13 protein-coding genes are annotated in these 15,335 nt (G+C 31.0%); 2 read left to right on the top strand and 11 right to left on the bottom strand.

Annotation, left to right across the window (positions count from 1 at the left end):
* The first annotated feature begins 618 nt into the window (after window positions 1-618).
* Window positions 619-3,264: a YfhO family protein gene (locus MPTP_RS00140; protein ID WP_013772969.1), complete on the top strand. Its 2,646-nt coding sequence runs from the start codon at window positions 619-621 to the stop codon at window positions 3,262-3,264.
* A 232-nt stretch (window positions 3,265-3,496) separates the two neighbouring features.
* Here the strand turns inward: MPTP_RS00140 and MPTP_RS00135 are convergent, their stop codons facing one another.
* On the bottom strand, window positions 3,497-4,189 hold the full coding sequence (locus MPTP_RS00135) for an AraC family ligand binding domain-containing protein (protein WP_013772968.1): 693 nt from the start codon (window positions 4,187-4,189) through the stop codon (window positions 3,497-3,499).
* A gap of 121 nt (window positions 4,190-4,310) precedes the next feature.
* Here MPTP_RS00135 and MPTP_RS00130 point away from each other — a divergent pair, with 121 nt between their 5' ends.
* Complete coding sequence (locus MPTP_RS00130; protein ID WP_013772967.1) at window positions 4,311-6,308, top strand: beta-galactosidase; 1,998 nt, start codon at window positions 4,311-4,313, stop codon at window positions 6,306-6,308.
* A gap of 561 nt (window positions 6,309-6,869) precedes the next feature.
* Here the strand turns inward: MPTP_RS00130 and MPTP_RS09785 are convergent.
* The 10 genes from MPTP_RS09785 to MPTP_RS00095 form a co-directional block, all read right to left on the bottom strand.
* Complete coding sequence (locus MPTP_RS09785; RefSeq protein ID WP_231849640.1) at window positions 6,870-7,361, bottom strand: glycoside hydrolase family protein; 492 nt, start codon at window positions 7,359-7,361, stop codon at window positions 6,870-6,872.
* Window positions 7,300-7,752, bottom strand: coding sequence for a glycoside hydrolase family protein (locus MPTP_RS09780; protein ID WP_013772965.1), 453 nt, complete (start codon window positions 7,750-7,752; stop codon window positions 7,300-7,302). Before MPTP_RS09780 ends, MPTP_RS09785 begins: the two co-directional genes overlap by 62 nt.
* Before the next feature lie 67 nt (window positions 7,753-7,819).
* Complete coding sequence (locus tag MPTP_RS00120; protein WP_013772964.1) at window positions 7,820-10,216, bottom strand: glycoside hydrolase family 2 TIM barrel-domain containing protein; 2,397 nt, start codon at window positions 10,214-10,216, stop codon at window positions 7,820-7,822.
* A 55-nt stretch (window positions 10,217-10,271) separates the two neighbouring features.
* The gene (locus tag MPTP_RS09775) at window positions 10,272-10,769 is read right to left on the bottom strand and encodes a glycoside hydrolase (protein WP_013772963.1); all 498 of its coding nucleotides are present in this window, start codon (window positions 10,767-10,769) and stop codon (window positions 10,272-10,274) included.
* Between the two features lie 102 nt (window positions 10,770-10,871).
* Window positions 10,872-11,603 carry a glycoside hydrolase gene (locus MPTP_RS09770; protein ID WP_013772962.1) on the bottom strand — a complete coding sequence of 244 codons (732 nt, stop codon included), beginning with the start codon at window positions 11,601-11,603 and terminating at the stop codon, window positions 10,872-10,874.
* A gap of 18 nt (window positions 11,604-11,621) precedes the next feature.
* Window positions 11,622-11,747 (bottom strand): hypothetical protein, encoded by a 126-nt coding sequence (locus MPTP_RS10145; protein WP_013772961.1) that lies wholly within the window; start codon window positions 11,745-11,747, stop codon window positions 11,622-11,624.
* A gap of 442 nt (window positions 11,748-12,189) precedes the next feature.
* Window positions 12,190-12,714 (bottom strand): HdeD family acid-resistance protein, encoded by a 525-nt coding sequence (locus MPTP_RS00110; RefSeq protein ID WP_013772960.1) that lies wholly within the window; start codon window positions 12,712-12,714, stop codon window positions 12,190-12,192.
* 242 nt (window positions 12,715-12,956) lie between these two features.
* Window positions 12,957-13,337: a DUF956 family protein gene (locus tag MPTP_RS00105; protein WP_013772959.1), complete on the bottom strand. Its 381-nt coding sequence runs from the start codon at window positions 13,335-13,337 to the stop codon at window positions 12,957-12,959.
* 243 nt (window positions 13,338-13,580) lie between these two features.
* Window positions 13,581-14,495: a PTS system mannose/fructose/sorbose family transporter subunit IID gene (locus MPTP_RS00100; RefSeq protein ID WP_013772958.1), complete on the bottom strand. Its 915-nt coding sequence runs from the start codon at window positions 14,493-14,495 to the stop codon at window positions 13,581-13,583.
* 13 nt (window positions 14,496-14,508) lie between these two features.
* Entirely contained in the window at window positions 14,509-15,309 is an 801-nt protein-coding gene (locus MPTP_RS00095; protein ID WP_013772957.1) for a PTS mannose/fructose/sorbose transporter subunit IIC, read from the bottom strand.
* Window positions 15,310-15,335: the final 26 nt, after the last annotated feature.

The raw sequence follows: 15,335 nt of genomic DNA, 5'->3' as shown, positions 1-15,335 counted from the left end.
AGTAATTTTTCTTTTTAATTCTTTAATAAGGCTTCACTTTAATTCATCTAGATAAAATCAACAAATTTTATTATAAAATTGTAATAAGCAAACTAAATATAAATATTCAAAATAAGCTATTATGCCTAGTATAGCATAAGAACATATGTTTGTGTATAGGAAATTAAAAAGAATGATTTTGTTCAATAAAATTTGCCTATTCAATTTTTCATTGAATAAAAAATAATTACTTAAACTGCCTCAGTTAAAAAGTAATTACTCCTTCAAACAATTCTATTCAGTTATAGACCTACCTTTCAATTCATTCAATAGCTGGTTTATTCATTAATGAAAAATTAGACTGAAAATAAATTCGCTAAACTGCTATTTTTATTATTATAAATAAAAATTTCTATTAATTATCTTTACTAATAAAAATCTTTTATAGACGGCTTTTAACTGTTCATTTACTTCCACTCAATCTTTCCTAAACAGTTGAACAAAATAATTCATCTTATTTATTAATAAAAATCTAGTTTCTTTCCTATATTTTCGTTAAAATAGAAAAGAAATCAATAAATATTTTCTAATTTTATGTTAGACTTATTATTTAATCTATCTTGTTGTGAGGTTTAATTTATGAAAAAATTGCAATTTTATACAAAATTTATAAAAGAAAATCGTTATTATATGATGGCCAGTTTTTTTATTCCATTTTTTATCATGGTTATCATTTATCTAAGCATTGGCATCTATCTAGGCAGTGCAAGAAGTGTTTTAGCAAGTGATGCGTTTTCCCAAACATCAAATTTTTATTCAAGTTTTAACAATGTTTTACATGGGAAACAAAGTATTTTTTACACTTGGAATGCTTCTATTGGATTGAATTATCTCTCATTAGTTTCTTATTATCTAGGTGGACTTTTTACCCCACTTGTTTTCTTTTTTCCTAATCAACAAATGCCAGAAGCAATTTATTTTCTAACACTTCTAAAAATTGGTTCCGCTGGTTTGTCTTTTTGGTTTCTTGCTAAACATACATTCAATATTCCAAAAATAGTACACATTATATTAAGCGTGTCTTATGCCTTGATGTCCTTCATTACTGCTCATTCGGAACTAATTATGTGGTTAGATACATTTATTTATTTACCGCTTATCATATGGGGAATTCATCGCTTGATGGATGAGCGAAAGCCTGTTTTACTTTTTGTTAGTTACCTATTATTATTTATTACAAATTTTTATATGGCTTTTATTGTTGGTATTTTTTCTTTTTTATATTTCTTTATACGAACTGGAACCAATATTAAACGTTATAAACATCAAATTATTCCATATTTTATTACCTCAATCTTGGCTACTGGCGCTTCTATGATTATCATTTTACCAACATTTCTAGATTTAAAAACAAATGGTGAAACATTGACAAAAATCATTGGATGGAAAACAGAAGCTACTTCCTTTTGGGATATTGTGATGAAAAATATGATTGGAGTTTACGATACAACAAAATATGGTTCTATCCCTTTTATTTATGTTGGTTTATTACCCTTAATCTTTTGTCTTTTTTATTTTGTTACAAAAAGAGTTCCTTTAAAAAACAAACTATTATTTGGTAGTTTATTTATATTATTAATTGCTAGTTTTTATCTAACACCTCTTAATTTATTTTGGCATGGCTTGCATGCACCAAATATGTTTTTATTCCGTTATAGTTTTTTATATTCCTTTTTAATTGTTTTGTTGGCAGGATATGGATGGGAAAAATTCAAACAAGAGGAAGTAAGCTTATTTGGTGGCATGATACTTCTTTTGATTGCTCTTTTTGTCATTGCTGAAGGAACTAAAAATCATGGTAGTTATCGATACATTTCATTAACAACTTTTGTTATTACAATTACTTTTTTGTTTCTTTATTTCTTTGTTCTTACTTTTTATCAATTGAAAAAAATATCGATACGCCATCTTGTTATTTTTCTTTTGATTTTAACCTCTGGCGAAGCATTGATCAATTCAAGAGAAATGATTTTAGGCATTTTAGATGACTGGAATTATGCAGCAAAAAATGCTTATACAGATCCTTATCCATCTATCAATAAATTGGTTGAGCAGACAAGGAAAGACAATACTAATTTTTATCGTTTAGAAAATTTGAGTCCCGTCTCTTCAAATGACAGTATTAATTATGGTTATAGTGGTATTAGTCTTTTTTCATCTATTCGTAATCGTCATTCTTCTGCCTATTTAAATCGATTAGGGTTTCGTTCAAGAGGAACCAATTTAAATATCCGTTATCCCAATAATACACTATTAATGGATGCATTTATGGGAATGAAGTATAATCTATCCGACCAGGATCCAATGAAATATGGTTATGAATATAGTAATAGACAAGGCAAGTATTCTTTGTATGAAAATAATTATGCTTTACCTTTAGGAATGATCACAGATCATTCAATCTATCAAATCAAACAACCAGAAAATAATAATCTAATGAGCCAAACGCTTTTATTTAACGCTTTATCTAAACAAAATCAGCAGTACTTTCATTTTTATGAACCATCGGTAACTTCAGCAAAAAATGTAAAAACTATACGAAGTCTTGGACAGGTTACCTATGAAGAAACTCAAGGAAACGTAGCAAAAGAGATTACTTGGACAATCACTGTACCAGGAAATACACAGGCCTATCTTAGTCTATTTCCAACGGATTTCGCTCAATTAGATAGCTCGTCAGTAACTGTTTATGCAAATGGTTCAAACATGAAATCACAAATTGATGTTACAGGACAATACTATAATTTAGGATATTATGATAAAGATACAACGATTTCTTTTACTGCTAGTTTCTATGGTTCAAAATCAGTCAGCTTTATGGAACCAAAGGTATTAGGATTAGATACACAAGCATTCGAGCAGTCTGTTAAAGCCATTCAAAAAAATGGTATTGCATTTAAAACAGGAAAAAGATCGGCAGAAGGAGAGGTTGATGTAGATAAAAACAAAGTTTTACTAACAACAATTCCTTATGATAAGGGTTGGAAAGCCTATATTGATAACAAACAGATAACTATTAAGCCATTTCAAAAAGCTTTCATTAGTCTACCTATTACAAAAGGAAAACATTCCATTAAACTTGTTTATTTACCAGAAGGATTTTTACCAGGTGTTATTTTAAGTATTGTTTGTGTAGGTATTTTTGCCATTTATACTTGGTTTATTTATAGCAGTAAATACCAATCAATCATGCTAAAAAACTTTAAAAAGACAAGAATCAAATAAAAAATTGTATTTAAAATAAACAACCTTGTTGAAAATCAATCTTATGATTTTTAGCAAGATTGTTTATTTTTTTATTTCTATCTTATTTTCTGATCAATAAATAAGATAAAGAGGTTTAATTGAATGTCAGAACATTGCTTTAGTCACCCACCTTACTAGGAATTGGCATTTTTAATAGATGATTAATAACAATTTCTATTTTAAATAACTGAAAAAAAGATGGTTATTAATATTATAGATTGTTATTTATTGAAAGATGCAATTTTCGAAATTCCATTGGAGTCAATTGATTTTTTTGATGGAAAGCTTCAGTAAATCGCTTAAATAATCTGGTTAAGTATTGAGGACTAATATATAGTTGTTTTGCTAATTCTTCAACTTTTAACTCATCCATATAATTTGTTTCAATTTTTGTAATAACTGGATGAACATATTGTTGAAACAAAGGATGTGTAAATTTATATTGTCTTTCATCAATTGATGACAAATATAATAAAAATGGGTATATACCTTGAGAAATTTCTAACGGTTGAATCCCTTGCCTTTCGTAAACAGCAATCACTTCATCAAGCCAACCAGAAAAAGAAAACTCAATAGTATCTTTGCTTAATAAGAAATGTTTTGTACCTAAAATCTCTATAATGCTTTCTTGTAATGTACCATTAATTGTAAAGAATCTTGTCTTCCAATTATCTTTCGGATAATAGGCATGTGGAATAAAAGGAGGCATTAAAATTCCTTGATTCTTGGTAAGCATAATTTTTCGATTTTCTATCCATACTTCTCCACACCCAGATTGTGTTTGTAACCAATGATAGTAAGGATAACCTTGAATTCTTTGAATCGAAAGTTGATTCCAATTATTCCCCATGCTTTCTAACGAAAGTGGTAAAGTTGCTGAAATTGGTTGAAAATAAATAGGCATCAGTCTTATCGTTCCTTTTTGTTTCGATTATTGATAATTTTTGTTTACTATTTCTATACTACCAATTAATTAAAACGATTACAATTAATTTAAAATAGACATTGGAGGGATAAATTACGCTATGACAGATTTTAATCAATTTATTTACGGTGGGGATTATAATCCAAATCAATGGTCAAAAGATATTTGGCAAGAAGATATGCAATTATTCAAAAAAGCACATATTAATAGTGCCACCATTAATGTTTTTTCTTGGTCAAAAATACAACCTTCAGAAAATAGTTATGATTTTAAAGAACTAGATGAAATCATCCAACTTCTCAGTGATGAAAATTATTTTATTATTTTAGCCACTTCAACTGGTGCTTTGCCTGCTTGGATGTACAAAAGATATCCAGAAGTAGCACGTGTAGACTATGAAGGTCGTTCGCATAAATTTGGGCAACGGCACAACGCTTGTCCAAACAGTTTAGTCTATCAAAAATTTGCAAAAAGATTGGTAAAAAAACTAGCCGAACGCTATGGAAATCATCCAAATATAAGTTGTTGGCATGTTAACAATGAATATGGTGGTGAGTGTTATTGTGAAAAATGTGAAAGAGCTTTTCAGGTATGGGTGAAAGATAAGTATAAAACTATTGATTCGGTAAATCAGGCTTGGAATATGGAATTTTTGGGGCATACCCTATATGACTTCGATGAAATTGTTGCTCCAAATCGTTTATCAGAAGGTATTGGTACTGATAAAACAGCTTTTGCTGGTATCTCTATTGATTACAAACGTTTTATTTCAGATAGCTTGCTTAACAATTTTAAAATGGAAAAAACAGCCATCCATAAATTTGACACTAAAACACCGATTACAACTAATTTAATGGGTACTTATAAAGGATTGGATTATTTTAAATGGGCCAAAGAATTAGATATTGTCTCCTGGGATAATTATCCTGCTTACAATACTCCTTGGAGCATGGTAGCTATGACGCATGTTTTAATGCGTGGCTTAAAAAACCAACCATTCATGCTAATGGAGCAAACACCTTCACAACAAAATTGGCAGGCCTATAATTCACTAAAAAAACCAGGACAAATGCGCGCACAAAGCTATCAAACAATTGCTCACGGTGCGGATACAATACAATTTTTCCAATTACGACGTTCTGTTGGTGCCTGTGAAAAATTCCATTGGGCAGTCATTGAACATTGTGGACATGAAGAGACACGTGTATTTAAAGAATGTGAACAATTGGGAGCTGAATTAAGTCAGCTATCAGAGGTTATTAATAGTCAAAATAGCTCAGAAGTAGGTATTGTCTTTGATTGGGATAACTACTGGGCCTTAGAATATACCAGTGGTCCTAATGTTGATTTAACCTATGTAGAACAAATTCATCAATATTATCGTTACTTTTATGAACAAAACATTTCTGTTGATATGATTCCTGTTGATGCAGACTTTACAAAATATAAAGTGGTCATTGCTCCTGTACTATATATGATAAAAGCAGGAATGCAAAAAGCATTAGAAAATTTTGTACAAAATGGTGGGACATTATTAACGACTTTCATGAGTGGAATCGTTGACCAATCAGATAATGCCTACTTGGGTGGTTATCCTGGTCCACTAAGAAAACTAGCGGGGATTTGGGTAGAGGAGACAGATGCTTTAGCACCTGAACAAACAAACACTCTGCAATTCAATGATCATACAGAAAGTAAGTGTAGTTTGATATGTGATATCATTCATTTAGAAACAGCCAGCTCACTTGCTAATTATACAAGTAATTTCTACGCAGAAACACCTGTTGTAACGAAAAATAATTTTGGTCAGGGAACTGTTTATTACGTTGGTACCCAATTAGAAAATCATGCCTTAAATAAAGTATTAGAAATGGTAACAACAGAGAAGCAAATTCAATCCGTCATAAATGAACCAACTGATTTAGAGATCACTTGCCGTTATAAAGGAAATCACGCCTATTATTTCATCATCAATTTTAAAAACCAATTATTATCATTACCACAACGGTTTATTGGTAAAAAAGACTTACTGACTGGAAAATTACTAGAAAATGATGAAAAGATGGCCGCTTATACAACCTATCTGATAAAAGAATAAAATAACAATTATTAAATTGAAACTAGAAAATTTTTCAACTATTTATTTGAGAAAATCATCATAAATTATCAAGTGATTTAATCATCTATAATACCAATTAAACATATTAAAATGAAAAGATAAGTAAAATGCCTAAAAAACATTTATACTTATCTTTTCAGTGTGTTTATATTTCCAGTTGTGGTTTTCATTACTTATTAAATTAATTTATTGTTATATCTAAATAAGCAAGCGGACGAGAGAATTTTTTTTAGCTTGCTTATTTTTTAAATAATTAATTGTTTTTGTATTTTCTGAATAATCCTCTTATCTTTGAACATAGTAACAATATTTCAATAGGGTTCTTGTCTTTTAACTTCTTCGTTTTAAAGATTGAAAACCAGAATGATTTTAATGTTTTCTATGTAATTAAATCGACTTTCTTTTTTTATAGTCTTGATAATAAGCAATTTATTATTCATTAAACAATTACAATTATTTGTAAATAACAATTTTTAGATAATATTTTTATTTTTAAGATATCAATATTTTTTCTATCTTCTATTAAAAATTAAAAATAGCTTAATTGTAATGAGATTGTAGTCGTTGGTATTCTTCAGTAGTAATTGCCATAACGCCACCATGACGTTTTTTATTTTTGCCAAAATCGTAAGATCCTTCTGGGAAAATGGTAAATTCACCGCTTGATAAATTTTTCGTACTTAAAAGGTTGTATCCTTTTCCTTCCATAAATCGATCTAAAATTAAATACCATAAATGTTCTTCAACTTGATATACTTCTGGTCCTTCCACTCCTGCTAATTGATTTAATACAGGTGAATAAATCTCCTCATAATTTCCAAATAGCTGTGGCGCTTTTTCTAAAATGATTCGCTTATTCTTTTCATTTTTAGTAAATCGATAGAAGTACCCATCTTCGTGAATAATTGTACTATCAATAATGTCATACTCCTTTTCAGCAAAAAGAAAGGGAGAATCAAAATTTATAAAATCAAACGGTATGACTACCATAAATTCTATGTTTTCCATTGATCTTAGATGCCCAAAAGACAAAGAATGCCTCCTTATCCGTATCATAAATAGCTTCTGGTGCCCAAACATTTCCTGCCTCTGGCAATCCTACTGTTACCGCCCGAGGATTACTCCAATTTATTAAATCATCTGTTTCCCAAATAATAATATCTTTACTTCCAGCATTCTGTGCAGTATGCCAGTCACCTTCAGACCCAATTTTTAAATCAGTAGCAATCAGGTAAAAATGATTCTTTTTTGGATGTTTCAAGATAAATGGATCACGTACGCCTTTTTTGTTGATATTACTGATTAATACTGGTTGTCCTTTATTTAAATCTTTGAAATTTTTACCATCCTTGCTAATACTAAAATAAACCTGTTCGCCCATTTCATGTTCTCCAGTAAAGTATACAAATAAAAAATTTGACATATCTTCTTTCTCCTTTTATTAAATGCTTTCTCTGTTAAATAAAAACAGAGAAAGCTTATTTATTTTTTTATAATTTTGTTAAAAGTTGTTTCTCTTTAAATTCTAACTCTAATGGTTTAAAACTTTTTGCTGTGAATGTTGCTTTCGCATATGAATCGATAATTTTTAGATAACAAATGAGTTGACCATCATAACTACGACGCCAATTTTCTGTATAGGCTGTATTATCTGATAAATCACCATTTTCAAACCCTAGCAATTGACAGCCTTCTCCCTTGAATAAAATAATTTTCTCATCCATTGTTCGCTCATTACTACTATCGACCCATTCAAGTTCTATTTGATAAATCTCCTCTTCAAGCTCAATCCCTTGTTGTTTTAAGCAGTTAATAGCACCTTCATTTTGCCAATTGGTTGCCATTAATCTCTGTGCTTCACCCTGTGCACTTAATCTGTCAGTTTCCGTTTGATCTTTGCTTTTAGCAGTGACAATTAAATCCTCCCCTTCAAATATGGTTTTTGCTTGATAATAGCCCTTCTCTTTTTTAAAAGTTAAAGGAACTTCCTGTCCATCATTCATTAATTGGACGGTATCACCATTTGTATAGCATCTTACTTCTACCTCATCGCCCATTTCGTAATTCCACTTTCGATAAACGGGTACTCTTTCAGAAGAATCAGTCATTTCAGAAGAACCTAATCGGGTAAATAATTTGACCATTAGTGCTTGTGACCACCAGCTCTGTCTTAAATAATAATTATTTTTTTCAAAGCCCGCTAATGTTAATAACCCTGCATCTGAGCCATGAAGTGGCCAACCTTTTGCCTCTCCTAAATAATCAATACCTGTCCAGAGAAATTGTCCAGAAATATATTCATTTTCTAGCACAGCTAACCAATTAGAATATTTATGACTATTCTCACTACCAATAAAAGGTTTACCTGGAAATCGCTTATGGTCTTTTGCATAATATTCTTCTTTGTAGTTATAGCCAATTAGGTCTAAAGGATCAAGAAGTCCTGTTTGTGTAGACAGTTCAGGAAAAGCAATCGCTAAAGTAACTGGTCTTGTTTTGTCTAATTGATGGCATAGATCACTCAGTTTTTTTGCAATTGAGGTTAGATAACGTGTATCTGGACGATTAGGATTAAAGCCTTGTTCCTTTTCTGGTTTATTTTCGTCATTATTTCCAATCATTTGTTTAACCAGTGTATTGGCATATGGATCATTCGGATAATCCAATTCATTTCCAATACTCCAAGCAATGATTGACGGATGATTTTTATTGCGTTCAATCATATCTGCTAAATCTTTTTTATACCAAACAGAAAAATCTTTTGCATAGCCTTCAAATTTAGGCGGATAAACATTGTGTCCTTGCCACCATTTGTTTTTTGGATTTTCCCATTCATCAAAAGCTTCATCAATGACTAAAAAACCCAAACTATCACATAGATCATAGAGATTCTGTGCATGTGGATTATGTGCCATTCGAATAGCATTGCATCCCATTTTCTTCAGTTTTAATAATCGACGTAACCAGACAACAGTAGGTACTGCTGTACCAAAACAACCAGCATCTTCATGTAAGCAAACCCCTTTTAACTTAAGCGATTGTCCATTTATTGAAAATCCCTGATTTGCATCAAACAAACAGGTCCGAATACCAACATTTTTAGAATACACAATTGTATTTCCCATCATTTCTAACTGTACATTTAATTGATACAGGTTCGGTGAATCTGGACACCAAAGTCGAGGATTCTTGATTGTACCTTGAAAAGTCACCTTTTGTTTCTCACCTGACGAAATAGTTAGAGATTTTTCATCAAAATGAAAATCAACCATTTTTTTATGATGTAATGTTGGTATCATTTTTATTTTTTGTTCATGATTACTTGCATTGGTTATAAATGCTTCCAAACTAATTTTTGCTTCGTTATTTATAATCTGTTCTGTTGTAAAGGTGATAGCATAGCGATCTAAAAATACTTCTTCTACAACTTCCAACTTAACAGGTCGAGTAATGCCTGAACCATTATACCAACGTGAATCGGCGATTTCTGAATGATCAACCCGAACGGCAATCACTAAATCATTATCCGGTCTTAGTGAAATAATTTCTGTGATATCATGATAAATAGAACTGTAACCAGATGGTCGATAACCTAGATGGTAGCCATTTACCCAAATATCTGCATTTTTATATACGCCTTCAAAACATAATTGAATAATTTTTTTAGTCAATTCGATTTTTTCTAATAAAATATGTGTACGATACCAAGCAATACCGCCTGCAAGGTATCCTGTGCCACTAGCATTTGTTTTACTAAATTCTTGCTGGATACTCCAATCATGCGGAACTGTAATATCTTCCCAATTTTCATCAAAAAAATCTTTTTGCCAAGCATTTTGATTCTCTTCTAATTTGAACTTCCAATTTTTTATCATAAATGTTTGCATCTGTCTTACTCCTTTTTATTTAAATAATCCATTTTCTACAAAATAATTATTTTTATTAATTACAAATTAGAGTTGTAACAGAAGCACCGGATAAAGTTACTTTAGTAGATTCCTGATTTAAAACTTGTTTTAAATCAGAATTTTCTGATGTCACATAAGCACTTTTAGCAACTGTCCCTTCAGGTAGCTCAATCGTACTATCTTTTGAACGATTATTAATACAGATAATGATTTTTTGATTTGTTTTTTCATCGATAAAACCGACTGTATTTATTTGATCATCATTCACGGTTACTTCAAAGCGTTTTGCCCCTGGTCGAATAAATTTACTGAAATTACCCATTGACCAAAGTCTTTTAGCAGGTTCGACATTGTGATTGTTTAAATCTACATAAATTAATCCATCGTGATAATCATAACAACTTACAGCAATCCAATATTGCCAGGTTGTAACATCTAAAAGTGTTAAATCTTCATGAATTTGATTAGCCAGGGTTAAAGCAGATTTCATGCTAGTATCTTTTCCATTAACCATTTCTGTCCATTCAGTCATTTTTAATCCAACATTTATATGGTTATTATCTAACCATTGGTTAAATTTTTGTTTTGCTTCTTTTGATGACCAGTAAGAATGAATATCCCAGGTTGGATAAGCCTACATAAATTCTGTATCACTTGCCATTGCTTGATAATAATTTTGGCTTGAATTCATCCATTCACCAAGTTCAGGTACTGAAATTTCAAGTTGTTGTAATGTTTTTCTTTTTTCTTTTTCCTTATAAATAAATTTTGCAAAATCAACCATTTCTTTTGGATTATAATGGCAACCTTCTTGGCCACTTGTCCATTCCCATTGTGGTTCATTGATTGGAGATAAACTTGTGACCGGTATTCCTTGTTTAATAAAATGTTCTGTAACATCTAATAAATAATCAGCAAACTCTTGATAATTTTCTTTTGCTAAATTACTTGTACTTCCATTAATATTTGAACCATAAGCGATTCCATTTTTTGTCAAACGTTCAAGTGGGCTATTTGCAAATAAATAAATATCTTTAATTCCATAGTTCACTGCTTGGTTTAACATGTATTGTGCGTTTTTATCTTTTGTCCAATCATACTGCTTTGGTGCTTTTTCAAAATTTTCTGCCTTGCGCCAAGGATCTGTTATTTTAGGACTATTATTAGTATCTGCACTTCCTGCCCCCAAGTTATACCGATAGGAAGAAAAGCCAATTCTGTCCTTTGTATCAAATAACAGTTGAGCGATTTTATCTCGTTTTGTTTGATCTCCTTCCTGATCTATCCAACCACCAACATCTTTTGCCCACCAAGCGCCACTTGCACCAAAACTACTTATTTTTTGATATTGATTTTCAGGATTCAACGTTAACTGTACAGTTGCTTATTGTTTGTTTTGATTTGATTCTTCTGCATAAAAACTACTAGTAGTTATACTTAATAATACACTACACCAAATAACAAAAATTCCTAAAATATTCCAAGCAATAAATCGCCTTTTTTTACTCATCTTTCAATTCCTCTCCTTCTTTTTAATTCAGCTTTTTAACTAAAAAACAAACCAATAACTATGATTTTATATAAATAGTTTTATTAACTATAAAATCCGTTTTTATCAAAAAATAAAGAAAAAATTCGATAAAGCTAAAAATGGTTTTTAACTGTCCATAAAGTAGATAAATTTTATTTTTTAACCTAACTAAAAAGTACAAATTTCTCTTTTAAATTATTTAATTAAGTAGTCATTTCACTATATAGTTATTTTTTTATTTTTATACCTCTTTTTTAGATATTAGAAAGAAAGGCATCCTTCTATTAGTTTTATGTTATCTAATTAAATAAGAATAAACAAAAATAAGGCAACTAAATTTAGTTGCCTTATTTTAAATTTTTATAATCAATTGGCTAAACTCCATGATTTATAGTTTTTAGTTCTATTAAACATTTCATAATTATCTAAAGGCAGAAACGATTTCTGTAATCCCAAATAACATAAAATAAAAACCAACTAAAAAGCTTAATGTTAAGACTGAAGTAATTGGATGATATAGTAATAAAATTCCTAAGAAAATACCTAGAATGTCTGTAATCAAATAGAACCAATAAAAGGCATTTCCCATCGTTCTAGCAAATTCTAGCATAAATAATCCTAGAATAGAATCCACTAAAAACCAGATGGCAAATACATAAGGCAATAAGGCAACACCAATCCCCAAATTAAATAAGAAGAAAATGCCTATAAAGATATCAATAACACCTCGGATAATAGGTGCATAGGATCTATAACTAGACAATTTATTGAAACGATTTCTAACAAAAATCTCAATAACGCCTTTCAAAATAGCAAATATTGCAAATACCAATACAATAGTTAGTAAATTACCTGTTGGATCACTAAAAGCCATAAGTGAGGTTCCAATAAACAAGATACCTAAGATTAATGACCCCCAATTGAATCCTCTTCTTTGTTCATACATATGAATTCACTTCCTTTGCAAATTTTGGCTTTAATAGATTATACTGCTGGAAAATAAAAAAAGACAAAAAAATGACTTTAAAACAACTTACTAGAGGTAAAATTGTTTTAAAGCAAAACGATTTAAATAAAATATCCTTACATCTTATTTTAATAATCCATTTTACAATAAATTTTCTGCCAATTTAATTAATATATCCTAATTAAATTATTATCGGTCCTATTCATACAATTAGCTATTATTTAAATGATTTTTCTATTTATCATTGTCTTTAATGCACGTTTGATAACATCAAAAAAACTAAGTGATTGAACCATATGACTAGGTTCAACATAATTCCGAATAGTACGTAAAACCACTTTAGGCTTTTTTGAGGAAAAAGTAAACGTACCATTCGTTTTAGTTTGAATTGTATAACGCGGAATCCACTTTCCCTTAAACATAGCAGAAGCAAATATATATGTAACTTCTTCCCAAGGAATTTGAATAAATTTTTGAACATCTCGAGCATGATAAAATTCAAATCCCTTATCACCAATCATGATTTTTCCATAATCAGTTAGACTTGTAAATGATGTTGCGTCAATAACAAGATCTACCTTCGTATTTATTGATTGAACCATTTGATCTACTCCATTCTGGTAAGAAATTAATTATAAAAATCCAACCTTTTCATTTTCTCTTGACTAGCTACAAAAATATTAATCTAAAACATGGATGGATATCTGAATTAACTATACTTATTACATTTTATTGCTTTTACTCATAATTCTTAAACAAGGGATTAAATCCTATTAATAAACTGAAATTCATGAAAATACTTATATTGATTTTCATGAATCCCATTATTTTTAATTATCTGTTTCTTATAATAAACCAATTATATGTCCAAGAACACCGACAACAAACAAACCTAGAATAATAATAATAGGTGAAACTTTTTTTCTTAACAACCACATACATAAAAAGGTTAATAAAAGAGGTGCCAATCCCGGAATTAATTGATCCAGATTGTCTTGTAAGGTAGTCACCTTTGTTGAGGAAAGCGCCTTGCCTGCATGTACTTCCTGGAAGGCTTTTTGAAGTCCGTGCCAACCTGAAGGTAAGTGTTGCCAATCAACATAGGCACCTTTATCCAGTTTTACTTTTGAAACAACCGGCAAGAATTTAATCACTACCCAACGTTCAACCAAGGCAGCTAAAACAAACATTCCTAAAATGGATGCACCCTTGGTTACATCTTGTAATAAGCCACCAGAAACATCATCCGTAATTTTTGAGCCTGTACGATAGCCAAATTCTTGTGTATACCACAAAAATGCCCAACGAATAATATTCCATGCAACAAAGAAAATAAGTGGTCCTAAAATGTTGCCACCAATAGCCAAAGAAGCACCTAGCGCACCTAGCATGGGACGAATAGTAAACCAAAAGACTGGATCGCCTACTCCAGCAAGTGGGCCCATCATACCAACCTTTACACCTTGAATAGCAACATCATCAACAGGTGCACCATTTGCACGTTCTTCTTCCAAAGCTAAGGTAACACCCAAAATTGGTGAAGCTAGATAGGGATGTGTATTAAAAAACTCCAAATGTCGTTTTAATGCTGCTGCTCTATCTTCCTTCGTTTTATACAATTTTCTAATCGCCGGAATCATGGAAAATAACCAACCGCCATTTTGCATACGTTCATAATTCCAAGAACCTTGAATAAATGTTGAACGCCAAGCAACAGCTAATCGATCTTTTTTTGATAAATGAATTCTTTTTTCTGCCATTTCTTTTTCCTCCTTAATAATCGTTCAAAATGTCATCTAGTGGATCACCTGAATTACCTCCACCTGCTGATGAGGAGCCACCCATTTTAGAAAGACTTAGATAGATTAGTGCTAATGAAATACCTATTGCACCAATCGCTATTAAAGTCAAATCTGAAATAGCTGCTACGACAAACCCAAGAATGAAAAATGGCCAAACTTCTCTTGTTGCCATCATATTAATAACCAAAGCATAACCAACTGCTACAACCATACCACCACCTATTGCCATACCTTCCGTCAACCAGGCTGGCATTGATTCAAGAAAAGCTTGAACGGTATGTGCAGGAATAAATAGCAAGGCTGCTGCTGGAAGAGCGATACGAAGTCCTTGTAAAATAATGGCTAAAATATGCAAAATTTCAATTCTTCTAATTTCTGCTTTTTCAGCCGCTGCATCCATCAAATGAATAATCGGAACAGCTAGCGTTCGAACAATCATTGTTAAAAACAAACCAGCAACTGCAAGAGGAACCGCAATGGCAATAGCTGAAGGAACACCTTTTGCTCCCTGTCCGCCTAATACTAAAATAATTGCTGATGCAACAGCGGCAAGAGCAGCATCCGGTGCTACTGCAGCTCCAACATTTGCCCAACCAAGTGCAATCATTTGGAGTGTTCCACCGAGAATAATCCCCGCTTGTAAATTTCCTGTTACTAAACCAATTAATGTACAGGCAATTAATGGTTGGTGAAATTGAAATTCATCTAAAACCCCTTCCATTCCCGCTAAAAAAGAAATGAATACAACTAATATCATTGAAAGAAAAGACATAATAAACCTCCTAGTTTAATAATTTA

The organism is Melissococcus plutonius ATCC 35311 (assembly GCF_000270185.1).
Taxonomy (GTDB): Bacteria; Bacillota; Bacilli; order Lactobacillales; family Enterococcaceae; genus Melissococcus; species Melissococcus plutonius.
This window is presented reverse-complemented; position numbering and strand designations above follow the sequence as displayed.